This is a genomic window from Rickettsia endosymbiont of Lasioglossum villosulum (assembly GCF_964026455.1).
Taxonomy (GTDB): Bacteria; Pseudomonadota; Alphaproteobacteria; order Rickettsiales; family Rickettsiaceae; genus Rickettsia.
This window is the reverse complement of sequence record NZ_OZ032152.1, coordinates 907228-931155: the sequence shown is the minus strand read 5'-3', so window position 1 is coordinate 931155 and position 23928 is coordinate 907228. Positions and strand designations below refer to the sequence as shown.

The window sequence follows — 23928 nt, the reverse complement described above, 5'->3', positions numbered from 1 at the left end:
TCTCCTCGCAATAACGTTTTATAGCATCAAAAAATTCAATGCGTAAAGATATCAACTTCATCCCAGCCGACTAAATCTAAATTGGCTCTGGTTGGTAGAAATTTAAAGATGTCTTGAGCAAGTTCAAATCTATTTTCTTTAACTAACATTGCTATTAAATGCTCTCTTAACTTATGCAAATAAAGCACATCTTTAGCAGCATATTCTTGTTGGTCAGAAGATAGATTATCAGCACCCCAATAAGAAGATTGTTGTTGTTTGGAAATATTTACTCCTAACAATTCTCTACATATATCCTTAAGCCCATGGCTTTCAGTATAAGTTCTAACTAGCTTTGAAGATATTTTAGTACAAAAGATATTCTCTAAATCAACTCCCAAATATTTTTTTATCGCTGCTAAATCAAACCTTGCGAAATGAAATATCTTGCAACGTTCTTTATCACTTAGTAAATTTTTTAGGTTAGGAGCATTATAGTTTTGATCTAGAAAATGCACAAGGTGAGCATCACCATTTCCGTTACTAAACTGCAATAGACAAAGTTTATCTCTATATAAATTTAATCCCATCGTTTCGGTATCTATTGCTAAATCACCTTCAAGTTCAAAATCATCTGGTAAATCGTTTTGGTAAAGCGTAATAGTCATAATATATTCTTCAGTTAAATTTTAATTTCTGTGATGAGCCTATGGTTTGCTATTGGTGTTAAAAACTTGTTCGCTTGGAGCTGCTATACCTAAAACTTTGCGTGCTTGTTCATCTAGCATATCCTTATCTAACGATTCGGTTCTAAGTAATTTAACATTATGTTCAAGCTCTACTCGTTCAGCTCGCAATAATTTCAATTCATCATAGGCTTTTTCAAGTTGTCTATTTACTTTTAAATATGCAATAACTCCTTTATTGCCGTAAATGCAGTGAAAAACAAAATATCCTAGCAGCAATGCTAGAAAAATATTTAAAATTATTTTTTTTGTATGATTATTTGAAAGTATTGAATTAAAAATACTCATAAATATAATCCATTTATAAAAAATAATATTGGGGCAGTTAAAATTATACTGTCAAATCTATCTAACACTCCCCCATGACCAGGTATAATATCGCCGCTATCCTTAATATTAAACTTTCGTTTAAAATATGAAATAAATAAATCACTTAGCTGAGCTATTAAAGCTAGCATACAACTAATTATAAACAGATAAATCCTATTTGAGAAATAGTAATTTTCAATGTAAAAACTTGGTATAAAACTAATTAAGGTTGCAACTAAACCTGCCGATAATATTCCTGTAATTAAGCCGCTCCAAGTTTTTTTAGGGCTGATTTTTGGAGCAAGTTTTGCACCGCCCAAGGTTTTGCCTCCAATCATCGCAAATGTATCTACCGACCAAATTATGCAAAAATAAAGCATAATAAGCCAGTTATTTATGGGATTGCTACTTAAGGATATTAACAAGCTTATGGGAATTGGGATAATAATTAACCCTATTATTAGATACATAATAGAGGAGTGGGTCATATCATACCATTCGCTAAGCATTCCTATAGCTACTAATATCATTAAAACATAGAATAAAGGTTTAAGCCATAATATGGCTACCACAAATGATGGTACTAATATTATACCAGACAGTATTCTTAAATATAAATTTGATTTTTGTTTATCTTTTGCCAAATGTTCTTTTCCTTTTTGAATAATCATCTATAGCGTTTATTATGTCTTCTTTATTAAAATCAGGCCAATATTTTTGAGAAAAATATAGTTCAGCATAAGCTGCTTGCCAAAGTAAGAAATTACTAATCCGAAAAACACCGCCAGGTCTTATTAATAAATCTACATCAGGCATTTCCGGATCATATAACGCATTTTGTATATCGCTCTCAAGAATTTCTGTTTTACCGCTTGCGATAATCTTAGTGCAAGCGTCTGTTATTTCTTGACGACTACCATAGCTAAAAGCTATACAAAGAGTTAATTTATTATTATCTTTCGTTAATTCTATAGCATTATTTATTTGTTTTTGCAATGAGTCGCTTAATAAATTAAGCCTACCTATTACTTTTATTTTAATGCCATTTCTATGTAAATTATCTAGCTCTTTTTTTAAATAAATGTTTAATAACTTCATTAAAAAAGATATTTCTGTAGTTGAGCGTTGCCAGTTTTCGGAAGAGAAAGTATATAGCGTAACATATGGTATTTTAAGGTTAATAAATTCCGGTAATAATTCATGTACTTTATCAGCTCCGGCTCTATGTCCTTCAGATTTAGGTAAGTCATGCGTAGCTGCCCAGCGTGCATTACCATCCATTATTATTGCTAAATGTTTTATGTTAGTCATTATTAAATATATATTTTTGGTTCTTTTTAACGTCATTGTGAGCCACTGAAAGTAGCGTGGCAATCTTATCAGAATGTCCTGAGATTGCATCAAAGCTCTGCTTTCACAAGGCATTATTGCGTAGATCGGTTTTTCCGTCTGAGCTAAGGAAATTACGAAGTAATTGACGAAGCAATCCAGCTAAAAAATGCTAATTTATAGTATTTTTTATTATTTTTTCTGGATTGCCACGCTCATTTCATTCGCGTAGCTCAGACGACTTTCGATCCACGCAGGCAATCCCTCCTCGCAATAACGACTATACCAATTTTTAGAGTTCTATCTTAGTATATACAGGAATTTCTACTCTAACCGACAACCCACCTAAATCCTTACTATCTTCTAGATAAAGAAATCCGTTATGATCCTTTACTATCTCACGAGTAATAGCAAGTCCGAGACCTACATTACTTGAATTATCTAACTGCCTTGCTTTATCCGATCTATAAAATGGCTTTAATACTAAAGGTTTTTCTGCATTATCTATGCCGCTGCCATTATCTTCAATGATTATTGATAAGTTAGATGAGTTAGCATTTAACGAAATTCTAACTTTAGTACCATATTTTATAGCGTTACTAATTAAATTAGACAAGGCTCTTTCAAAAGAATGTGGTTTAATTCGAAGTTTCACTCCATCTAATTTAGTAGGGTTTATAAACTTTATATCTATATGTGACCATTTATTTAAAAAAGATTTAATCCAGGATAAAATAAAAATTTCTTTAAATTGTTCTGCACTTTCGCCTCTTGCAAAATCTAGATAGGAGTTTATCATTTGCTGCATAGTTAATATATCTTGCTTTAGACCGTCAGTTTCTTCATTTTCGTCCATTAATTCAAGTTGTAATTTCATGCGTGTTAGAGGAGTTCTTAAATCATGAGAAATCATAGCAAGCATGGTAGTTCTTTTGATAATTTGCTTTTCTATACGAGATTTCATTTTTAAAAAAGCAAGCCCTGCTTTTCTTATTTCTAAAGCACCTGTAGGCTTAAAATTCTTACTTTTTAAGATACCTCGACCGAATTCATCCATGCTATCTGCAAGAGCAACTATTGATTTAATTTGATTCTTAGAGAAAATAATAGAGATGGAAAGTAATATAATAGTTAAAAATATAATCCATAGAACAAAAATATATACTGTTGGGTTAAGTAAAAGTTTGGCTGGAAAAGAAATATTTAATACCTCGTTATTTAGCTCTAATAATACTTGAATTCTATTTTCCTTAGTTAAGTTAATTATATTTTTTTCATGAATTTTTGTATTTAAAATATTTTTAAATATAGTTAAGGGTTCGTTTAACTTAGGCTGTTTTGCTAATAGTTTCTTATTAGGCTCAAATTGATAAGATAAATTGAGATAATTTTCTGATAATTGTGTTATTTCTTTTGGATTATCTTTATGCTCTTTAATTAAAGATTCTATTTCATTGATAATAATGGTGCTAGTATAATATGAAACATTATACCAATGACGATCATAAAACAAAAATATAGCAACTAGCTGTCCTATCAGAATCGGCATAATTATGATAAGCATAAATCTTAGGAATAAAGTCCTAGGTAATAATTTAGATATAAAGTGCATATCCCTCATTACGCACGGTTTTTAAATATTTCGGTTCTTTAGGATTATCTTCTAGCTTATTTCTTATTCTGGTAATTTGTACGTCAATAGAACGTTCACTAAGACCTCCCATAATTTTTGAAAGCTCAAGGCGGCTAATAGAAGTGCCAAGACGTTCTATAAATATTTCAAGTAATTTTTGCTCAGTAGAGCTAAGCGGAATTATCTGATCATTTTTAGTAAATTCTTTAGTATTATAATTATAAAAATTATTGCCAAATTTGGTTATATTTTTTTCTTTTTTGGGATTGTTATAATTATTGATCAAGTTATTTATACGCAATAATAATTCTCGTGGTTCAAAGGGTTTAATAACATAATCTGATGCACCGGCTTCAAGACCTTTAACACGGTCATCAGCTTCCGATAAAGCAGTTAACATTACTATTGGTATATTATTGCCAGCGTCCCTAATGGTAGTAGCAAAATCAAGCCCTGTAATGCTTGGTAACATGACGTCTAAAATAATCAAATCGTAATTAGAAGTTTTTAACAAATCCTTTGCCTCTATAGCTGATACAGCCGTTGATACTAAAAACTCATTTTTATTTAAAAATTGCTTTAAAAGTGCTAATATTCTGGTATCATCATCAACAATTAGGATATGTGCCTTATATTCTTGCATATAAATATGATGTAATTTTTAAAAATTTTTCCGTCATTGCGAGGAGCATAGCGACGAAGCAATCTTAGGAGTTTGCTTTATGAGATTGCCACGCTCCTTGCAGTCGCTCGCAATGCATTTTTACTCTAGTACAAATAACAATTAATAACAATGACAAAAAATTTAGAAAATAATCTTTGGTATATTTGGATTAATGGTGAGTTAGTTCCTTATGAACTTGCTACAGTGCATGTTTTAACTCATAGTTTGCATTACTCAGGATCAGTATTTGAGGGTGAGCGGGCTTATAATGGGAAAGTTTTTAAACTTAAAGAACATACTGAAAGATTGGTTAAATCAGCAGAAGTTTTAGGATTGAAAGTACTTTATAGTGTAGAAGAAATTATAAAAGCTCATGAATTATTAATAGAGAAAAACAAGATTCAGGATGCATATATAAGACCACTTGTTTGGTGTGGGAGTGAGTCTTTAAATATTATTAACCCTAAATTGTCGACTAACGTTTTGATTGCGGCTGTTCCCTCTATGCCACGAGCATTTACCGCTGGAGTTAATTTGCATGTAAGCAGATGGCGTAAAGCTGCACCTAATATGATGCCAGTGCAATCTAAATCCGCTGCTCATTATAACATGGCAATAACAAGCAAGAAAGAGGCTAAAGACCTTGGCTATGATGATGCATTATTACTTGATTATGAGGGGTATATTGCGGAATGTACTACAACAAATATTTTCTTTGTTAAAGATAATGTGCTATATACTCCAGTTGCTGATAGATTTTTAGATGGTATAACAAGACAAACTATTATTGAAATTGCAAAAAATTTAGGGCTAGAAGTAAAAGAAGAGCGTCTAAGATTAGAACAGATAGAAGATTTTACCAGCTGTTTTGCTACAGGTACGGCAATTGAGGTGCAAAATATTAATTCTATAGATCTTGGTAATAAGAAAGTTACTTTTAATGATCATAAAATTGCGAATATTTTAAAAGAAGAGTATGGTAAAATTGTGAGGGGATAAAAAACGTCATTGCAAGGAGCATCGCTTGTGTGGCAATCTTATGAGATAGTCCTCGGTGTCATCCCGTGGCTTGGGAACTAGATCCAGAAAAACAATAAAAAAATACTAACATAATGAATAATATATTTAAAGGTTTGATTACGGCAATAATAACGCCGTTTAAAAATAATAAACTAGATTTAGATGCCTTAGAAAAGATTTTAGAATATCAAATAAATGCTGAAGTGAATGCCGTAGTAATAGCAGGTTCAACAGGTGAGGGGAGTAGTTTAAGCTTTGAAGAGTATAAATTATTATTGCAGACAGCTAAGGATATTATAAATAAGCGTATTCCTATAATTAGCGGATGTTCTTCAAATGATACCGCTTATGCAATAGAGCTTGCGGCTGAATCTACAAAAATTGGAGTTGACGGCTTTATGATTAGCCCGCCGTCATATTTGAAGCCTACTCAAAGCGGGATCTATAAACATTTTGAAGCAATACATGAAGCTAGTAATTTACCGATTATGCTATATTCAGTTCCGGGTAGAACTGGGGTTGACTTTACCGATGAAGTGATATTTAAACTCGCTAAATTACCTCGTATTTTAGCTTTAAAAGATGCGGGGATAGATTTAGAAAGACCGCTTAGAATTAAAGCTATAGTTAAAAAAGAATTTAATCTATTATGCGGTAATGATGATTTAAGTCTTGCTTTTAATGCTCAAGGCGGAGTAGGGTGCGTATCCGTAGCTTCTAACGTTGCACCTAAATTATGCAAAGAGCTTCAAGAGAAATGGTATAACAATGATGTTAAAGGAGCTTTAGAGATTCATCAAAAATTATTACCTTTATATAAAGCATTATTTGTAGAATCAAACCCAATCCCAGTTAAGTATGCTATGCATTATTTAGGATTCTGCACAAACGAAATTCGTTTGCCTTTAACTGAAGCAACAAATACGACCAAAACACAAATTGAGGAAATTATAACATCCTTATCTATAAAAGTATGACGGAATATAAGAAAATTATTGCACAAAATAAAAAAGCTCTCTTTAATTACTTTATTGAGGAAAGACTAGAAGCAGGTATTGTATTAAAGGGTAGTGAAGTTCAATCATTGCGTCAAGGTAAAGCATCTATAGAAGAGAGTCATGCAGCTGATACGGGAAATGAGGTATTTTTGTATAATTGTCATATTGCAGAATATGAAAAAGCAAATAGGTTCAATCATTCTACTAGAAGACCACGTAAATTATTATTGCATAAGAAAGAAATAAATAAAATTATCGGTAAAACTAAAATAAAAGGTTATACTCTAGTTGCCTTGTCTATGTATTTTAACAAAAAGAACAAAATAAAAATTGAGCTTGGCATTGCTAAAGGTAAAAAATTACACGATAAAAGAGAATCGATTAAAGAAAAAGATTGGAAGAGAGATCAGAGTAGATTGATCAGACAGAAGTAAAGGTTAAGGTATGGTTGTCACCCCGTGATTTATTCACGGGGTCCAGAAAAAAATATGTAATATTTTTTATTGTTTTTCTGGATCCCGTGGCGGGGCCACGGGATGACACAGTAGGAGTTGCATTTCCTCGCAATGACATACACAAGCCCGAAACAAAATAAAATTAATTTTAAAGGTTATTTATGCAGCATATTATTGGAAAGATATTAGTTATATTTGTAGTAATTATAGGAGTTTTATTTATTTTTAAAACTATAAAAACTTCTTCTACAAAACCTGTTTCCATAGAAGTTAAACAAAATGAAGAGCCAAAGCAATGTGAAGAAGAAAGAGTTAAGAAGATTATTGAAGAATATTTGCTTAATACTCCTGAAATAATAATACAATCAATAGAAAATCTACAAAAGCGTAAAGTACAAGAAAGTGAAACCAAAGTTAATAGCTATATTAAGGATAACAAATTAGATATCGAGAATAGCCAAAATTTTCCTATCATAGGTAATAAAGACGGTGATATAACTATAGTTGCTTTTTATGATTATTCTTGTTCCTACTGTAAAAAAGGTGATGTTTCTTTAAATGAGTTATTACAAAATGATCCAGAAGTGAAAATTTTGTTAAGACCATTACCTATCCTTGGTGATGCTTCTGATTATTTAGCAAAAATAGCTTTAGCGGTTTATAAAATTAACCCTAGTAAATTTAAAGCTGTTCATAGTGAATTAATGAAGATAAGAAATGTTTCTAAAGAAACTGTCGAAGAATTATTAGCTAAAAATGACTTAAATATTACGGAAGTTGAAGAAATAGCTGACAGCTCTGAGGTAAGAGATCTAATCGCTCAAAATATGCAAATAGCTAGAAATCTTAAAATTCAGGGTGTGCCTGCATATGTAATTAATGCTAGATTAATTCCAGGATCAGTAGATTTTCCTCAATTATTAAGCATAGTCAAAGAAATTAGAGATAATAAGGATTCCTAATTAAGCCTTGTGGGTCAAAGTCGTCATTGCGAGGAGATGCAAATATAATTTTCTCGCCATGACGGAAAAGCTGATCCACTTTTATTAATATTATAGTCAATTTTCAAATTAAACTTCGTCTACCAACTTTTCATTTATTAGCAGTATATACTTGACAATATGCTTTTAGATTGTTAATATCCTTTTACATATATTAAAGCTTTATAAAGCTAACAAATAAAATTAATTCTTCAAGCCACAAGAATAAATCTAAAAATCTAGTTTGATTCCAATTTAAAACAAACGTAATATTTCCTCTACATTTAAGGAATTAAATTTTTCATTCATGTCAACTATAATCTATTATAATAAAAATAATGAGTATAACTAATAAAGAATCCCCAGAACAACTAAATAACCCTGAATTTAATAATCATTATGCAGAAAACGGCAATATAATTAATTTAAAAGAATTAAAACGTAAATTGCCTGAAGAATTGCAAGCTCAAGCAGAAGAGCTAAAAATTGAAAATGTTAGTTCTTTGCGTAAACAAGAATTAGTTTTTGCAATTTTAAAGAAATCTGTAGAGCAGGGGGGTTCAATAGTAGGTGAGGGTGTACTTGAAGTTTTGCTTGACGGGTTTGGCTTTTTGCGTTCTCCGGAAGTAAATTATTTAGCAGGACCTGATGATATTTATATTTCTCCAAGCCAAATTCGTCGCTTTGGGCTTCGTACTGGTGATACTGTGGAAGGACGAATCAGAGCTCCGAAAGAAGGTGAGCGTTATTTTGCTCTACTTAAGGTAAATAAAGTGAATTTTGAAGATCCCTCTAAGGCTTATCACCGCGTCAATTTTGATAATCTCACTCCTTTATATCCTGATGAAAAATTAGGCTTAGAGCTTGAAGATAACAGCAAAGATTTTAGTACACGTGTTATCGAGCTAGTCGCTCCTATGGGTAAAGGACAGCGTGCTTTAATAGTTGCACCACCCCGTACTGGTAAAACCGTGTTACTACAAAATATCGCTCATGCTATTACTACCAATAACCCGGAAGTATTTTTAATTGTGTTGTTAATAGATGAGAGACCTGAAGAGGTAACAGATATGCAACGTTCCGTGCGAGGGGAGGTTGTTAGTTCTACTTTTGATGAACCGGCCAGTAGACACGTACAGCTTGCGGAAATGGTCATTGAAAAAGCAAAGCGTTTAGTAGAACATAAAAAAGACGTAGTAATTTTAGTTGATGCTATAACTCGTCTTGCTCGTGCTTATAATACTGTAGTGCCATCATCAGGTAAGGTATTAACTGGCGGTGTTGATGCTAACGCACTTCAGCGTCCAAAAAGATTTTTTGGTGCTGCAAGAAATATTGAGAATGGTGGTTCACTTACTATAATTGGTACAGCTCTAATTGAAACAGGCTCACGTATGGATGAGGTGATTTTTGAAGAGTTCAAAGGTACAGGTAACTCTGAAATAGTATTAGATCGTAAGATTGCCGATAAACGTATTTATCCGGCGATTGATATAACTAGATCAGGAACTAGAAAAGAAGATTTATTAGTTGATAAAATAGTGCTAAATAAAATGTGGGTTCTTCGCCGCATCATCGACCCAATGGGTAGCAGTGAAGCAATAGAATTCTTGCTTAAAAAGCTAGAACATACTAAAACTAATAGTGAGTTTTTTGAGATGATGAAAAGCCCAGCAGAACGTAAGTAAGTTGTGGGGTCATCCCGTGGTGGCATTGTCCGCATGGATCAAAAAACGTCCTAAGTGTCATCCCGTGGCTTGACCACGTGATCCAGAAAAATAACTAAAAATATCAATAATATTGATATTTTTAACTGGACCCCGTGAATAAATCACGGGGTGACACAGCAAGTTTTGCCTCTCCTCACAATGACGAAAAACTAAAAAATATATTGCAAAATGAATATAACACCTGATTATTTAATTGAAAGAAAACAAATAAAATCTCGTTTATTAGTTTGGAAGTTAATAGCAATTATTTTAATTGGTGTTTCATTCTTCTTAATTTGTAAAGATTTTGTTCCAACGGAAGTTTTAGCCAATAATAATGATGATTATATAGCTTCGGTATTAATTGACGACATAATACTTGAAGATGAGAAGCGTGATAAAAAGCTTAAGAAAATTGTTGATGATTCTCATATTAAAGCCTTAATAGTTAATGTAAATTCTCCAGGCGGTACAGTAGTAGGATCAGAAAAAATTTATAATATTCTACTTAAAATATCAGAAAAAAAGCCGGTAGTTATAGTTATGGGAACGATGGCAGCAAGTGGTGGTTATTTAATCTCTCTTGCTGGTGATTACATCATTAGCCATAATGGAACTATAACTGGTTCAATTGGGGTAATATTGCAGACTGCTGAGGTAACTGACCTTGCACAAAAACTTGGCATTACTTTTCTTAATTTTAAATCAGGTGAGCTTAAGGCTGCTCCAAACCCTACTGAAAAACTTACTGAAAATGTAAGGGTAGCGATTATGGAAAATATCGAAGACACTTACAATTTTTTTATTGAACTTGTTGCTGAAAGACGTAAAATTCCTATAGATGAAGTCAAAAAACTTGCTGATGGCAGAATATATTCAGGACGTCAGGCTGTAAAACTAAAGCTTGTAGATAATATAGGTAATGAGGATACAGCTTTAAAATGGTTGCAAGATGAGAAAAAAATCGATGCTAAATTAACGGTTAAGGACTATCAATTAAAACCAAAACCTAAATTAGTGGAAATGATGCTTGAAGATTTCGACAGTTTAGTACCTAGTTTTTTCAAAAATAGTTTTAATGGAATTAAGGCGATTTCTAATTATGGCTACTAAAATTGATTTGATAAATAAAATACATAAGCAGCTGGATTATCTTTCTAAAGAAGATGTTAGTGATTCTGTGAATTTAATCCTTAATTATTTAAGTAATTCTCTTAAAGAACAAAACCGTATCGAAATCAGAAATTTCGGTAACTTTTCTATCCGCACACGAAAATTCCTAGAAAGTGATAAATTTTATAATACAATTTATTACAGAATGCCTAAAAATTTCCTTAAAGACTAAAGTTATTACTTTACAAATTTTAATTTAACGTTAGTTTATGGCTAATTAAAATTAAGATATATACAAATTGTGAAGTGGTCTAAATATACTTTCTTAGAAAAACTTAAAATAATAAAAAGTAAAATAACGCATAATAATATTATATGCGTAGCTCTTCATACGTATGATTTAGAGCTTTTTGAAAAAATACTGATAACAGAAAAGGTTAAAGATATTAATATGCTGTTCCTTGCTCGTTACGGATTATGTAAAGGCGATAAATATTATACTTTTTTACAAAAACTATATAATTACTTAGACGAAAATAATGTTACTTTAGATAAACAAAAAAAAGAATCTTTAGACTACGTATTAAAATATATAGAAATGTTTGATCCTTTAAAATTCACTAAAAATGAACAATTACAACCTCGTTATAACGATGAAGACACGTTATAGTATTATGAGAATGCTTCTAAAAATCTAGATAAAAATAATATAAACCATACTGATAAAATTGGAGAGTCTTCTGAACTAAACTATGCAGAGTTGGATTGGACAAGTTAAAACTTATTTTTCAAAATACTATCATTACAATAATGCAACTATCCTACATAATTTATAAAATTTAAGAAAATTTAATACTCGCTTGAGTTTGCTTTGAACTATCAACTGTCAAGGGGTAAATCTAAAATAATTATAAATATTTATGTTGAATAAACTCTTATTCTAGTGTCTACTTAAGAAAAAGTTTTATACTTAATTAGCTTCTACCAACCCCATTAGTACTTATAATGAGCACAGCAAAAAAAACTAAATTTCAAATAAATATCAATAATAATTATAACGATTTACTTACACCTTTTGGTAAGGCAATTTTGCGAGATCGATACCTTATGAAAGGCGAAGATTTTCAAGATTTATTTGCTCGTGTTTCTAGTTACTATGCTGAAAATAAAGAGCATGCTCAGAAGCTATATGAGTATATGAGCAAAATGTGGTTTATGCCTGCAACACCGATTTTAAGTAATGGTGGCACTGATAGGGGATTACCTATCTCTTGTTTCTTAAACGAGACCGATGATAGTTTAGATGATATAGTAAATTTATGGACGGAAAATGTTTGGCTTGCCTCACGCGGTGGCGGAATAGGAAGTTATTGGGGTAATGTTAGATCTATTAACGAAGCAATTCACAATAAGGGACATTCATCAGGCATTATACCTTTTATTAAGGTAATGGATTCTATGACCCTTGCTATTTCTCAAGGATCGATTAGACGAGGCTCATCAGCTGTATATCTACCTATTGATCATCCTGAAATCGAAGAATTTATTGACATAAGACGCCCGACAGGCGGGGACGTTAACCGAAAATCTCTTAATATTCATCACGGTATTGCCATAACTGATAAATTTATGCAAGCTGTTGAAAATAATACAGACTTCGAGCTTATTAGTCCTGCTACCAAAAAAGTTGTAACTAAAGTTAGAGCAAGAGATTTATGGGTTAAGCTGCTCACTACCAGAATAGAAACTGGTGAGCCTTATCTGTTATTTATTGATAGTGTTAATAAGTCAATACCTAAGCATCATAAAAAGTTAGGCTTGCATGTTAAGATGTCTAACCTTTGTAGTGAAATTACATTGCCAACCGGTATCGATCATTTAGGCAAATCAAGAACTGCCGTTTGTTGTCTTTCTTCTTTAAATTTAGAATATTATGAAGAATGGAAAGACGATAAAGAATTTATACCAACCATTATGTTATTTCTTGATAATGTTTTAGAAGATTTCATCAATAAAGCACCTGATACTATGGCAAGAGCTAAATACTCAGCTTTTCGTGAGCGAAGCGTTGGACTTGGCGTTATGGGATTCCACTCATTCTTACAAATGAAAAAAGTACCAATAGAATCGGTTATGGCAAAGGTTTGGAATAAAAAAATATTTGAATATGTATCTAAGGAAGTAGAAGAAGCATCTGTTAAAATTGGTAAAGAGAAAGGGGCTTGTCCTGATGCATTGGATGCAGAAAGCAATGAGCGTTTTAGTAACAAAACAGCAATAGCTCCTACTGCTTCAATTTCAGTAATAGCAGGAAATGCATCACCAGGGATAGAGCCATTTGCTGCTAATAGTTTCGTACAGAAAACCCTAACTGGTTCTTTTAATGTACGTAATAAGCATTTAGAAAGGTTATTAGAGGAAAAAGGATTTAATAATGATCAAGTTTGGTCTTCAATTAGTACTCACGAAGGATCAGTGCAGCATCTAACATTCTTAACTGAAGAAGAAAAGCAAGTCTTTAAAACAGCTTATGAAATTGATCAAAATTGGTTGATAGAGCTAGCAGCAGATCGTACTCCTTATATTACTCAAGCACAATCTTTAAATGTCTTTCTACCCGGTAATGTTAGCAAAAAATATCTAAATGATATTCATTTTAAAGCTTGGAAAAAAGGAGTGAAAAGTTTATATTATTGTAGATCAACATCAATTCAGCGGGCAGATAAAGTTTCGCACGATGTTTTAAAGGCAGATTTTAAAGATTTAGAAAAACAAAATGACGAGCTAGCTGAAGCTAATAAATACGAAGAATGCCTAGCTTGCCAGTAATATAATAGTACCGGACAGTTTTAAAAAATACCTCATTTTATTTAGGTATAGGTGACCTTATATGTCATTCCCGCGTAGATCGAAAAACGCCCTCGGTGTCATGCCGTGGCTTGACCACGGCATCCAGAAAATAATAAAAAATACTAATGTTATTAGTATTTTTTAGCTGGATCCCGTGAATAAATCACGGGATGACAGGGAAAAATGATCCACGCGGGGCAAGCCTTAAGCGGGAATGACATAAAGTAGAAACTGTTCTATACTATTCAATAATATACTAGGAGAACTTCGTATAGTTACTGTTAATATAAAAAAATAAATTAAAAAGAAAGCATATGTCATTACTTGATGCAAGTCCGATTTATAAGCCATTTTCATATCCGTGGGCATATGAAGCTTGGCACACTCAACAAAAAATTCATTGGTTGCCGGAAGAAGTACCGCTTGCTGATGATGTTAAAGATTGGAAATATAATTTAACCCCAGGTGAGAAGCATTTATTAACGCAAATATTTCGTTTTTTTACACAAGCTGATATTGAAGTAAATAATTGCTATATGAAGCATTATTCAAGAGTATTTAAGCCGACTGAAGTGTTAATGATGCTGTCTGCTTTTTCTAATATGGAAACAGTGCATATTGCAGCATACTCACATTTGCTTGATACTGTAGGAATGCCTGAAGTAGAATATTCTGCGTTTCTTAAATATAAGGAAATGAAAGATAAATATGATTATATGCAACAATTTGGGGTTGCTACTAACGAGGATATAGCAACTACGCTTGCAGTATTTGGAGCTTTTACAGAAGGATTACAGCTATTTGCATCTTTTGCTATTATGCTTAATTTTCCACGTTTTAATAAAATGAAAGGTATGGGGCAGATTATTGCTTGGTCAGTGCGTGATGAAACGCTGCATACTAATTCTATTATTACACTCTTTAAAACTTTCGTTAGAGAAAATCCTGAAGTCTGGACAGAAAATTTACGTAGTCGTATCTATAAAGCTTGTACAACTATTGTACATTTTGAAGATGCGTTTATTGCTCTTGCTTTTGAAGTAGGGGGAATTGAAGGGCTAACGGCTGATGAGGTAAGATTATATATTAGATATATCGCTGACAGACGTTTATTTCAGCTAGGGCTAAAAGATATTTATATGGTAAAAAATAACCCTCTGCCATGGCTTGATGAAATGCTAAACGGGGTTGAGCATACAAACTTCTTTGAAAATAGAGCAACCGAATATTCAAAAGCAGCAACTACCGGCTCATGGGAAGAAGTATTCGCTGATATGGATAGGAAGTCAGCTATATAATTAGGCATAGTCATTATTAATTTTAAAAAAATAGTTGTTTTTATTTTAGTTTTTAGGGATAAAAATTCTACTAAAAATTTACTGTACAAAAATTAATTAAATTTATTATAACTTTATTTTGTAGTATAAATCCATATTACTATTTTAGACAGTTTATTTTTGGTGCTGCTATATCCTGTTTTTTTGTACTGGTTATCGGTAAATCATCTTTTGAAATAATCATACCGGCTATTATTTATCCATTTCTCTATCCATATTCACGATTTGCATATGAGACAATAATAGATTTTATAAGGGGTAATAATGTAATAACAGGTGACAAGATTATTGAAAATGATAAGGTGATAATAGTAGTTAATAAGATCATCGTAAATGATTATAACACTAAAATGCTGGGCGATATAATATGGCTGTTTTTTAAAGTTATAGGTATGGTACTTTGTTTTCTTTTGTCTCCTTTCATGATACCTATAGGGTTGGTATTATTATATTTTCTACAAAGAAAAAGTACAGAAATAGAATAAGAAAGGGCTAATTTGTACGAATCGGTGGCATCCCTGCTTAAGGCTTGCGTGGATCAGTTCCACCACGGTCATCTCGTGGCTTGTCCAGCGTTGTTGCATTGCATGGCTTAGGAAAAGCTTTTAATTTTAAAATCTTGCTATTTTAAAACTTTTAATTACTGGATTCCCGCCTTCGCGGGAATAACATATTATGCTAGACATAAAAAGAAAACAAGACCATATCGAAATTAATCTTACAAAGAATGTTGAATCTGGCTTAAGTAGCGGATTTGAGTCAGTTCAATTTGTGCATAATGCCTTACCGGAAATCAATTATAGTAGTATAGATACAACTACTACTTTCTTAAATAAAATCTTACAAGCACCTATTCTAATTTCTAGCATGACAGGCGGAACACCTAGGGCAAGAGATATTAATTGTAGATTAGCTGCTGCTGCTCAAAAAGCAGGTATCGCTATGGGGCTTGGCTCTATGCGTACATTACTTACAGAACCAAGTACTTTAGATACATTTACAGTGCGAAATAATGCTCCTGATATAGTATTACTTGCTAATATTGGTGCGGTGCAACTCAATTATGGTGTAACACCAAAGCAATGCCAATATTTAGTAGATAGCGTTAAAGCTGATGCCTTAATTTTACATCTGAACGTGTTACAGGAATTAACTCAGCCGGAAGGTGATAAAAATTGGGAAAATCTTTTACCGAAAATAAAAGAAGTCGTAAATTATCTTTCTGTTCCTGTAATTATCAAGGAAGTAGGGTTTGGTTTATCTAAAAAAACAGCCAAGCAATTTATAGATATAGGAGTTAAGATTCTTGATGTTGCAGGAAGTGGTGGAACATCGTGGAGTCAGGTAGAAGCTTACCGTGCTACAAATTCATTACAAAATCGTATAGCTAATAGTTTTATCAATTGGGGAATTCCGACGCTAGATTCCCTTAAAATGGTGCGAGAAGCTTCAAAGGATATTTCGGTTATTGCAAGTGGCGGCTTAAAGTCAGGTATTGACGGGGCTAAAGCTATTCGCATGGGAGCGGATATTTTTGGTCTTGCTGGTCCATTTTTAAAAGCAGCTGATGTTTCAGAAAATCTAGTATCTGAAGAGATACAGCTAATAATAGAACAGCTCAAAATTACTATGATGTGTACAGGATCGCATAATTTGGAAGAGTTGAAAAAGGTTGAATTATTGTAATTGTCACCAACTATGTCATTCTTGCGTGAGGCTTGTCCCGTATGGATCATTTTTTCCCTGTCATCCCGCGACTTGATCGCGGGATCCAGCTTAAAATACTAAAATTATTAGTATTTTTTATTGTTTTTCTGGATGCCGTAGTCAAGCCGATAGTACCGGACAGTTTTTATTATATGTCATTCCCGCAAAAGCACAGTAGTGTCCGGAGAAAAAATAAACGTTGTTATTATTAGGTTTTTTCGTCATTGCGAGAAGAATTACAAAGTAATAAGGGCGAAGCAAGGAAGTAAAAAAATGCTAAAATTAGTTATTTTTTACTATTTTTCTGGATTGCCACGCGGTCTACGACCGCTCGCAATGACGGTTTTAATAATACTCCAATTTTCTCCGGACACTACTGTGCTTTTGCGGGAATGACATACAATGTCACCTACATCTGAATAAAATATAACATTTTTTTAATGATTGTCCGGTACTATGGGTCAAGCAACTAGATGACACCGAGGCATTTTTCGATCCACGCAACAAAGCTTTTTCGGGAATGACATAGGAGTCATGCAACAAAGACTGCATCTTTCCCGTAATGATATTTCTACAACTCTAAATAAGATTTTAGTGCCAAAATTAATATCTCATCTTTTTTGGTATCTAAGTCTTTTGTTAATTCTTCATAAACTTGTTCGTCTGATAGGGTAGTGAATTTTTTAAAGAGCTTTACTATTTCTAGAGACGGCATAATTTGAAAAGCATCTTTCAATATTTTAATCTTTTTCTTATCATTCAGATTATTATTTGAATTCAAATAAAGTTCTAGCAAAGGGATATTTACAAAATTGGTGTTTATAGCTGACTCTAAATATTCTGCATCATTTGCCAGCAAATAGTAATCAGCAATTTTTAAATTGTCTGAAATAGGTATGGCTTTATGAAGTTTGGCAATTTTATTTGTGATAAAAGTAAATTTAGACCATAAAGCAAGTTGCCCGTAACAATAAGCTAAAGTAACTAAATTATCTGCATCATATTCATTTAAATTATAAGCTTTAATAGCATAATTCTCAGCTTCTTGATAAAGTCCTTTATCGTAATAAAGTCTGGCTAAATTTTTATTGCTATAAAAAGCAAATTCTTTTGATTTAGAAATATTTTGCAAATAAGCGATTTTCTTATCTACATCCTCTTCTGTTTCGGCTAAAATTAAGTTATGAAATTCTTTTAAATTTTCACAAGATGAATTCTTGCGGGCAATAGAGCCTGCTTTAGCTTTATTACCAGTAATATATTTTGCAAAAGCTAGAACTAATGAATATCTATCATTATTGATTTTACAATTACTAAAAACATTATGTATCTTAATTGGTAAATCTATAATTAATATCAAAAATCTTATTATGATAAAACCAAGTACTATTAATAGAATTAAGCTAATTAGACTAAAGAAAAAAGTAGTTTCAATATTATAATTATATAAACTAATGAAAACCTTTGAATCAAAGCTTTGCGTTAAGGTAAAGCCAAAATAAAGAAGAAAAAGAGCAGCACATATTAATAATAATCTAAACATCTTTATTTATAAACTCCTGCATAAATTTTTCTGAATAAAGAAAATTAATTAGATATTTTAATTTTTCTAGGGTCAAGGATTTATCTTGTTCTTTTATAGTTATATTAGAAGGCTTTTTCTCGATTTTAACAAATTTTTCAAGCCATTTATGATTTAATGGGAAAATTACTTCTACTCTTTCAGATTTAGAAATAAGGTAATTATTATTATATTCTTCTAAGTTTGCTAAAATATTTTTTATTTCCTGAGGTAGCAGCAGAGATTTTAATACTGTTAATTTTTTACTATATTCCTGATCTTGCAAAAAATTATATGTTAGTAGATTTGCATTTAGCAGATAATTAATATAATCAGGTGAATATATTTTTTGCTGAGGCTTAGGTTTTTGTTCTAATGCAGCAGTATGAGCTTCGGGAAATTTTAAGGAATCTATATAATTAAAAAATGTTTTAGTAGATAGCAAAGGTGCTTCTTCTTTTACTTCTGTAATATTTGTTTCAATCTCCTCTGGGGTATCAAGAGTTTGACTTAAGTTTTTATTTTCGCTTTTACATAATTTTAAAATATCGCTCCTATTGTTATAAAGTGTAAAGGAAGATAAAGTAAATATTACTATCGCTATGAGAAAGATGTTCCGGCTTTTAAATAAACTATTGAATTTTTGCATTTTCAAATAATAATTTGATTAAATCATTAGGATTTTGGTCATCACAATAAACCACATTTTTAAAAAAAGGTCTAACTATATTTGCAACTTTTGAACTTATAGCTATAACTAAACTATTTTGTAAATATTCTAATAAATTATTTTCATTCAATAATTTTAACAGAGTCTTAGCACTATTTTGAGAATAAACTAAAATAAAATCAACAGAATTTTTAAGTTCTTTTACAACAGATAACGGAAGCTCATTTAAATATTCTACATTATAAATAATATAACGTTTTATTTTATCAGGCAAATCTTTAGTGATTTCATTTGAAGATAGATATATAGCTTGTTCATACAAATCATCCGGAAAATGCTGCATCAAATCATCGACGTTTTTACCGGCATAGGCTATTTTAAAGCCTTTATTTATTAATATCTCTCTTGATTTATCACCCACCACCCAAATGTTATGATTTAATTCATATTCAGCAATAATTGTGGCGGCATATTTGCTAGTTATTATTATATTTGAGTAGTTTTTTAAAATATTAGCATCAAAATCTAAAGTTTTATACTTAATTATAGGGCAATTAATATAATGAAAATATTTACCTATTTCCTGGGTAGTTTCTAAATTAGCTTCTAAGCTTCTAGTTAATAAAACCGACTTCATATAATATTTGTATTCCTATATAAAGAGCTACTGCCCAAATTATAATAGCTGCTATTTTATTAACTATAGCTAAAATTGTGCTACTTTTATTCAGCTTTCTAATATTATAACCAGCAAAACCTAAAGAGAAAAACCATAACCAAGATACAAGCACGCAAGTTAAAGTAAATATAGTTTTTATAAGTCCCTGATATTTTAAGGCACTTGTACCTATTACTACTATTGTATCCATAATTGCATGTGGATTTAATATTGATACTGATATAGCAAATAGAATCTGTTTTTTAGCTGAAAGTGCGTTCGAGTTATTAGTAAGATCAAGAGGTGGCTGATTCCAAGTATTATATCCCATATATAATAAAAAAATAAATCCCAAGACAAATATAGCAAGTTTTAGGGTAGGGATTTCAAAAATTATTAAAGACAAACCAAAAACGGCAGAGCAGATAAGAATAGTATCGCATATAGAAGCTGATATTATACTAGGTAAAACTTTTTGAAATTTTTGATGTGTAGCTCCTTGATTGAATATAAAAATATTCTGCACTCCTAAAGGTACAATTAAGCCAAGTGCTAATAATATTGCATGAAAAAATGCATTTAATATTTCGCTCATTTTAAATTAACCAATTTATCCAAGATTTTATAGTAATTACTGTTTGTGGTAAATATAGAAGTGCTATTCCCCAAATTGTTATAGCTCCTACCTTATTAAGTATTTTTAAAATTATAGCCCCTTTACTTAGTTTTCTAATATTATAACCAATTATTGATAATAACAAAAACCATAGATAGATAGGTATAAGTATGTATATTACTTTAGTATTATAATCTCGATATTTATAAAGAACTGTATTTAGCATATCTAAAATAAAAGGATTGAATATTGATAATACTAATATATATATAGGTTCTAAAAATAGTTTTTGAATAGAAACCGATTCAGGGATGTTTGTTGAATTAAAGTATGATTGATGCCACGTATTATAGCCCATATATATGAAAAAAATAAATCCAACTACAAAAATAGGTATTGCTATAAACCATAGCATATAAATAAACAAGAACTCAGTATTAAAGATAATTATGTATATGATAATGCTATAAGTTATACAACCAGCGATCATACTAGGTAAAGCTTTTTTAAAGCTACAATATTTTGCACTTTGATTTAATATAAAAATACTTTGTATAATCGAAGATGAAAGTAAAATTATTACATGTGAGAAAATAGTTAAAATATCATTCATTGTTGTAATTTATTTTTTATTTTTAATAATACTAGTAAAGATGGAATAGTTATAATAGTAGTAAATAAAAAGAAATTTTGCCAGCCAAAATTTACTACTATATAACCTGAAATTATTGGAAAAATTGATCTAGAAATACCCATCATTGATGAAAAGAATGAATATTGTGTAGCACGAAACTTGCCTTGACATAATGATGAGATAAAAGCAATGTAAGCTGTCATCGTCATGCCGCCCGTAATACTTTCTGCTCCTATTGTAATAAATAATAGTGTGGGATTTTTTCCATATATTTTAAGAATAATAAATAATATATGAGCTAAAGCATGAATAATACCAAATAGTAGTATGCTATCTAATATATTCTTTTTCTTCATAATAAAACCGCCGAGTAATCCACCAACGATAGCACCCATAACTCCCCAAAACTTCCCGACACTTGCTATTTCAAAAGCATCATAATTTAAATGAAGTAAAAACGGGTTGATCATGACATTAATAAAATTGTCGGGTAGTCTATATAATATTAGGAAGACTAATATGAGGATAATAAAAGAGATAGAGCCTATCGGTTTCAGAATATTCCTTATAAAAGCAAAAGTACTTTCATTATTATTATTCGTGGTTTGCTCTATATATTTATTTTGATTAAATCTGCAATATTTTACACCAACTATAAGTAAAATAAGATAAATAAATATTAAAATTGCAAAAATTTTATATATTTCGTTGAACGTTAAATATATAGATAAATATATAGCTCCTGAGTTTGCGAGGAGCATACCGAATCGGTAACCAAATATATATATTCCTGAGGCAAAACCAAGAGATTCCTTATTAACTATTTCTGTCCTAAAAGCACTTAATATAGTATCTTGCATAGAGCTAAAAAATGAAATAATCAATGAGATAGAGGCAAATAATAATAAATTATCAAAAGGATTTAAAAAGCTTAAAATATATACAAAAAATACTAGGGCTATGGAAGTTAAGCAAATCCAAGATAATCTATGACCAAAAATTTTGTCTAAATATTTAATCTTTAAACTATCGAAAATTGGGGCAAATAAAAAATTGATAGAATAGGGCAAAGTTATAAGTGATAGTAAACCTATCGTTTGCAAAGCTATATTCTCTTTAGCAAGCCAATAATTTAATGTATTACCGGTAATCATTATATTAAAGCCGCTAATAAGTCCAAATAACCAAATAATAGATAAACTGCGTGACATATTGTTTTAATTGTTATAAATAACGCCTAGAATTATAAATAATAAATGAAAATAGCTAAATAATCTAATATAATTATTGCGAGTTTTCTTATTAATTGATAAATTCTTTTAAACTAATTAGTTATAAATTTAAATGTTTAAAAAAAGGTCTAAAAAAAATATTTTTGCTACCATTAAAATTCCTCTATTGCTTCTTCTAATTTTAATAATGTTTATAGTTGTTATAGGATTTTTCACGAGTAATCATAAAATGCATTCAGAAAATTATTGTATTAGGGATATCTCTACCTATAGCTATCAAAAGCTTTATAGTATTGTGCGTGAAGATCTATTCAACTTTGACTCAGCACTTGAGCAGTTAAAAGATAAGCCGCTAAGCGTTAAAGATAAGGTAAAATTAGAAAAAATTTGTACTTTTAAAATAGAAGATGGAAAGGTACGTTTAGAAGTCGCAAAAGGTTATGATTGTTTGCTACAGCTATATTCGGGTGAGGATGCTACTTTAGTAGAGCAATATAAAGCAATTAAGAATGGTAGTTATGGTCTTGATACTTTATATACTAAAAATGCTGCGATTAATTTAGCAAAATTAATAATTTCAGGTTATGAAAAAGAAGTAAAAGAACATTTGAATATAAAAAATGATTCTGACTTAATAAAATATTTTAGCGGTTATACAAAAGATGAAATTCCTGCTCTAAAAAGTCTAATTTCTCTTAATATAGCTTGAGCTTACAGCAAGATGTTTGTATAGGCTTAGCATGATTCACCTACTTGGTAGACCATCACTTAATGAGCAGGATATAAAGCTTGATTATAAGCTTGCCATAGAGGAAATACAAAATGTAATTAAGTTAACCAGTATTAAACAAGATAATACACTAGATATAGCATTAATTATTAATGATAAGTTTGTTCGGCACGCTGCAACAGTTATTGCTTCAAGTTTAATAAATAGTGATCTAGATAGTTTTTATAAGTTTCATATTGTGATGAATCCAAACGATTCGCTTACAGAAGAATCAATGGAAAAATTAGCTTCCATGAAACATATAAGGGACTATTCTATAGATTTTGTTCCTTTTCCTGAAAATGTATTAGACTTAAATTTAGCTAATAAAAAAATAGAATTTTCGGAGATGTGGCCTCCTTTAGTAATGTATAGGTTATATTTTGATCAAGTCTTTCCAAATTTAGAGTCTATATTATATCTGGATGCAGACATTATTGTGTTGCGTGATTTAAATTCTTTCAAAAAGCTAGGTATGTCAAACTATATAGTTGCTGGTAGTATGGATACGGCTCTTACTTATTGTACTTTAAAAGTAGAAGAAGAATGTAATAGGAAAATAAATAATTTTTATAAAAATAGCGGTATAGTATTTTTAAATCTACAAAATATGCGTGAAAAGCAAGCAAAGAATATGGTTTTAGATGCAATGCATAATTCAAAATGTAGTTTTGCTTATCCTGATCAAGATTTATTAAATATTGCTTTTCATAATTACATATATCCATTATCTATGAGATGGAATTTTTATACCTATTTTATAGATAGAGATACTTATTTTTCATATTTCATTATGCATTATGCTGGTAAAAAGAAACCATGGAATAATGAGGAAATAAAATGGACAAAAGATATTTTAGAAAAGTATCAAGAAATTGAAAAATATTATTGGCGATATAGAGAGTTTACTCCTTGGGGCAGTAAAGATTTTAATTGACTTTAATGAGTAAGAGATTTAA

Annotated in this window: 24 protein-coding genes and 1 pseudogene; 13 read left to right on the top strand and 12 right to left on the bottom strand. The window is 30.8% G+C overall.

All coding sequences use genetic code 11. From position 1 onward, the window contains the following. Positions 1 to 35: 35 nt before the first annotated feature. The 6 genes from AAGD49_RS04560 to AAGD49_RS04535 form a co-directional block, all read right to left on the bottom strand. Positions 36 to 647, bottom strand: coding sequence for a ribonuclease D (locus tag AAGD49_RS04560; RefSeq protein ID WP_341788110.1), 612 nt, complete (start codon positions 645 to 647; stop codon positions 36 to 38). Positions 648 to 686: 39 nt separating this feature from the next. Next, positions 687 to 1013: a septum formation initiator family protein gene (locus tag AAGD49_RS04555; protein WP_341788109.1), complete on the bottom strand. Its 327-nt coding sequence runs from the start codon at positions 1011 to 1013 to the stop codon at positions 687 to 689. Continuing rightward, positions 1010 to 1705: a phosphatidate cytidylyltransferase gene (locus AAGD49_RS04550; protein ID WP_341788108.1), complete on the bottom strand. Its 696-nt coding sequence runs from the start codon at positions 1703 to 1705 to the stop codon at positions 1010 to 1012. The genes AAGD49_RS04555 and AAGD49_RS04550 overlap by 4 nt, the downstream gene beginning before the upstream one ends. After that, positions 1665 to 2345: a polyprenyl diphosphate synthase gene (gene uppS / locus AAGD49_RS04545; RefSeq protein WP_341788107.1), complete on the bottom strand. Its 681-nt coding sequence runs from the start codon at positions 2343 to 2345 to the stop codon at positions 1665 to 1667. Before uppS ends, AAGD49_RS04550 begins: the two co-directional genes overlap by 41 nt. Positions 2346 to 2655: 310 nt before the next feature. After that, positions 2656 to 3975, bottom strand: coding sequence for a sensor histidine kinase (locus AAGD49_RS04540; protein WP_341789226.1), 1320 nt, complete (start codon positions 3973 to 3975; stop codon positions 2656 to 2658). Next, positions 3959 to 4639 carry a response regulator transcription factor gene (locus AAGD49_RS04535; protein ID WP_011477410.1) on the bottom strand — a complete coding sequence of 227 codons (681 nt, stop codon included), beginning with the start codon at positions 4637 to 4639 and terminating at the stop codon, positions 3959 to 3961. The genes AAGD49_RS04540 and AAGD49_RS04535 overlap by 17 nt, the downstream gene beginning before the upstream one ends. Positions 4640 to 4783: 144 nt before the next feature. On the opposite strand from AAGD49_RS04535, the gene AAGD49_RS04530 reads away from it, so the two are divergent. The 12 genes from AAGD49_RS04530 (at position 4784) to fni (ending at position 16808) form a co-directional block, all read left to right on the top strand. Then, positions 4784 to 5659 carry a branched-chain amino acid transaminase gene (locus tag AAGD49_RS04530; protein WP_341789225.1) on the top strand — a complete coding sequence of 292 codons (876 nt, stop codon included), beginning with the start codon at positions 4784 to 4786 and terminating at the stop codon, positions 5657 to 5659. Between the two features lie 113 nt (positions 5660 to 5772). Then, the gene (gene dapA, locus AAGD49_RS04525; RefSeq protein WP_341788106.1) at positions 5773 to 6657 is read left to right on the top strand and encodes a 4-hydroxy-tetrahydrodipicolinate synthase; all 885 of its coding nucleotides are present in this window, start codon (positions 5773 to 5775) and stop codon (positions 6655 to 6657) included. Then, positions 6654 to 7112: an SsrA-binding protein SmpB gene (gene smpB / locus AAGD49_RS04520; RefSeq protein WP_341788105.1), complete on the top strand. Its 459-nt coding sequence runs from the start codon at positions 6654 to 6656 to the stop codon at positions 7110 to 7112. Before dapA ends, smpB begins: the two co-directional genes overlap by 4 nt. A 182-nt stretch (positions 7113 to 7294) precedes the next feature. After that, positions 7295 to 8095: a DsbA family protein gene (locus AAGD49_RS04515; protein ID WP_341788104.1), complete on the top strand. Its 801-nt coding sequence runs from the start codon at positions 7295 to 7297 to the stop codon at positions 8093 to 8095. A 356-nt stretch (positions 8096 to 8451) separates the two neighbouring features. After that, a complete protein-coding gene (gene rho / locus AAGD49_RS04510; RefSeq protein ID WP_341788103.1) occupies positions 8452 to 9801 on the top strand; it encodes a transcription termination factor Rho in 1350 nt (449 codons plus the stop codon). A 210-nt stretch (positions 9802 to 10011) separates the two neighbouring features. Further along, positions 10012 to 10935, top strand: coding sequence for a signal peptide peptidase SppA (gene sppA / locus AAGD49_RS04505; protein WP_341788102.1), 924 nt, complete (start codon positions 10012 to 10014; stop codon positions 10933 to 10935). After that, positions 10925 to 11167, top strand: a complete 243-nt coding sequence (locus AAGD49_RS04500; protein ID WP_341788101.1) for an HU family DNA-binding protein — start codon at positions 10925 to 10927, stop codon at positions 11165 to 11167. Before sppA ends, AAGD49_RS04500 begins: the two co-directional genes overlap by 11 nt. A 69-nt stretch (positions 11168 to 11236) precedes the next feature. Beyond that, entirely contained in the window at positions 11237 to 11605 is a 369-nt protein-coding gene (locus AAGD49_RS04495; protein ID WP_341788100.1) for a hypothetical protein, read from the top strand. A 335-nt stretch (positions 11606 to 11940) separates the two neighbouring features. Next, positions 11941 to 13764 carry a ribonucleoside-diphosphate reductase subunit alpha gene (locus AAGD49_RS04490; RefSeq protein ID WP_341788099.1) on the top strand — a complete coding sequence of 608 codons (1824 nt, stop codon included), beginning with the start codon at positions 11941 to 11943 and terminating at the stop codon, positions 13762 to 13764. Positions 13765 to 14099: 335 nt separating this feature from the next. Continuing rightward, a complete protein-coding gene (locus AAGD49_RS04485; RefSeq protein ID WP_341788098.1) occupies positions 14100 to 15083 on the top strand; it encodes a ribonucleotide-diphosphate reductase subunit beta in 984 nt (327 codons plus the stop codon). Between the two features lie 341 nt (positions 15084 to 15424). Then, on the top strand, positions 15425 to 15607 hold the full coding sequence (locus AAGD49_RS04480; RefSeq protein ID WP_341788097.1) for a hypothetical protein: 183 nt from the start codon (positions 15425 to 15427) through the stop codon (positions 15605 to 15607). A gap of 190 nt (positions 15608 to 15797) precedes the next feature. Continuing rightward, positions 15798 to 16808, top strand: a complete 1011-nt coding sequence (gene fni / locus AAGD49_RS04475; RefSeq protein ID WP_341788096.1) for a type 2 isopentenyl-diphosphate Delta-isomerase — start codon at positions 15798 to 15800, stop codon at positions 16806 to 16808. A 592-nt stretch (positions 16809 to 17400) separates the two neighbouring features. Here the strand turns inward: fni and AAGD49_RS04470 are convergent. From AAGD49_RS04470 to AAGD49_RS04445, 6 genes are read right to left on the bottom strand one after another with little or no spacing between them, the layout of a single operon-like run. Beyond that, positions 17401 to 18372 (bottom strand): tetratricopeptide repeat protein, encoded by a 972-nt coding sequence (locus AAGD49_RS04470; RefSeq protein WP_341788095.1) that lies wholly within the window; start codon positions 18370 to 18372, stop codon positions 17401 to 17403. Then, a complete protein-coding gene (locus AAGD49_RS04465) occupies positions 18365 to 19039 on the bottom strand; it encodes a hypothetical protein (protein ID WP_341788094.1) in 675 nt (224 codons plus the stop codon). The genes AAGD49_RS04470 and AAGD49_RS04465 overlap by 8 nt, the downstream gene beginning before the upstream one ends. Further along, positions 19023 to 19697, bottom strand: a complete 675-nt coding sequence (locus tag AAGD49_RS04460; protein ID WP_341788093.1) for a uroporphyrinogen-III synthase — start codon at positions 19695 to 19697, stop codon at positions 19023 to 19025. The genes AAGD49_RS04465 and AAGD49_RS04460 overlap by 17 nt, the downstream gene beginning before the upstream one ends. Next, positions 19675 to 20313, bottom strand: coding sequence for a LysE/ArgO family amino acid transporter (locus tag AAGD49_RS04455; RefSeq protein WP_341788092.1), 639 nt, complete (start codon positions 20311 to 20313; stop codon positions 19675 to 19677). Before AAGD49_RS04455 ends, AAGD49_RS04460 begins: the two co-directional genes overlap by 23 nt. Before the next feature lies 1 nt (position 20314). Beyond that, positions 20315 to 20947, bottom strand: a complete 633-nt coding sequence (locus tag AAGD49_RS04450) for a hypothetical protein (protein WP_341788091.1) — start codon at positions 20945 to 20947, stop codon at positions 20315 to 20317. Further along, complete coding sequence (locus tag AAGD49_RS04445) at positions 20944 to 22179, bottom strand: AmpG family muropeptide MFS transporter (protein ID WP_341788090.1); 1236 nt, start codon at positions 22177 to 22179, stop codon at positions 20944 to 20946. The genes AAGD49_RS04450 and AAGD49_RS04445 overlap by 4 nt, the downstream gene beginning before the upstream one ends. Before the next feature lie 133 nt (positions 22180 to 22312). Between AAGD49_RS04445 and AAGD49_RS04440 the strand changes: the two are divergent. Then, positions 22313 to 23906 (top strand): annotated as a pseudogene (locus tag AAGD49_RS04440) (glycosyltransferase family 8 protein). Positions 23907 to 23928: the final 22 nt, after the last annotated feature.

What these genes read in the sequence shown, in the direction of transcription:
- AAGD49_RS04560 (WP_341788110.1), bottom strand. Translation starts at nt 647, where the DNA reads ATGACTATTACGCTTTACCAAAACGATTTACCAGATGATTTTGAACTT.
- AAGD49_RS04555 (WP_341788109.1), bottom strand. Translation starts at nt 1,013, where the DNA reads ATGAGTATTTTTAATTCAATACTTTCAAATAATCATACAAAAAAAATA.
- AAGD49_RS04550 (WP_341788108.1), bottom strand. Translation starts at nt 1,705, where the DNA reads ATGATTATTCAAAAAGGAAAAGAACATTTGGCAAAAGATAAACAAAAA.
- uppS (WP_341788107.1), bottom strand. Translation starts at nt 2,345, where the DNA reads ATGACTAACATAAAACATTTAGCAATAATAATGGATGGTAATGCACGC.
- AAGD49_RS04540 (WP_341789226.1), bottom strand. Translation starts at nt 3,975, where the DNA reads ATGCACTTTATATCTAAATTATTACCTAGGACTTTATTCCTAAGATTT.
- AAGD49_RS04535 (WP_011477410.1), bottom strand. Translation starts at nt 4,639, where the DNA reads ATGCAAGAATATAAGGCACATATCCTAATTGTTGATGATGATACCAGA.
- dapA (WP_341788106.1), top strand. Translation starts at nt 5,773, where the DNA reads ATGAATAATATATTTAAAGGTTTGATTACGGCAATAATAACGCCGTTT.
- smpB (WP_341788105.1), top strand. Translation starts at nt 6,654, where the DNA reads ATGACGGAATATAAGAAAATTATTGCACAAAATAAAAAAGCTCTCTTT.
- AAGD49_RS04515 (WP_341788104.1), top strand. Translation starts at nt 7,295, where the DNA reads ATGCAGCATATTATTGGAAAGATATTAGTTATATTTGTAGTAATTATA.
- rho (WP_341788103.1), top strand. Translation starts at nt 8,452, where the DNA reads ATGAGTATAACTAATAAAGAATCCCCAGAACAACTAAATAACCCTGAA.
- sppA (WP_341788102.1), top strand. Translation starts at nt 10,012, where the DNA reads ATGAATATAACACCTGATTATTTAATTGAAAGAAAACAAATAAAATCT.
- AAGD49_RS04500 (WP_341788101.1), top strand. Translation starts at nt 10,925, where the DNA reads ATGGCTACTAAAATTGATTTGATAAATAAAATACATAAGCAGCTGGAT.
- AAGD49_RS04490 (WP_341788099.1), top strand. Translation starts at nt 11,941, where the DNA reads ATGAGCACAGCAAAAAAAACTAAATTTCAAATAAATATCAATAATAAT.
- AAGD49_RS04485 (WP_341788098.1), top strand. Translation starts at nt 14,100, where the DNA reads ATGTCATTACTTGATGCAAGTCCGATTTATAAGCCATTTTCATATCCG.
- fni (WP_341788096.1), top strand. Translation starts at nt 15,798, where the DNA reads ATGCTAGACATAAAAAGAAAACAAGACCATATCGAAATTAATCTTACA.
- AAGD49_RS04470 (WP_341788095.1), bottom strand. Translation starts at nt 18,372, where the DNA reads ATGTTTAGATTATTATTAATATGTGCTGCTCTTTTTCTTCTTTATTTT.
- AAGD49_RS04465 (WP_341788094.1), bottom strand. Translation starts at nt 19,039, where the DNA reads ATGCAAAAATTCAATAGTTTATTTAAAAGCCGGAACATCTTTCTCATA.
- AAGD49_RS04460 (WP_341788093.1), bottom strand. Translation starts at nt 19,697, where the DNA reads ATGAAGTCGGTTTTATTAACTAGAAGCTTAGAAGCTAATTTAGAAACT.
- AAGD49_RS04455 (WP_341788092.1), bottom strand. Translation starts at nt 20,313, where the DNA reads ATGAGCGAAATATTAAATGCATTTTTTCATGCAATATTATTAGCACTT.
- AAGD49_RS04450 (WP_341788091.1), bottom strand. Translation starts at nt 20,947, where the DNA reads ATGAATGATATTTTAACTATTTTCTCACATGTAATAATTTTACTTTCA.
- AAGD49_RS04445 (WP_341788090.1), bottom strand. Translation starts at nt 22,179, where the DNA reads ATGTCACGCAGTTTATCTATTATTTGGTTATTTGGACTTATTAGCGGC.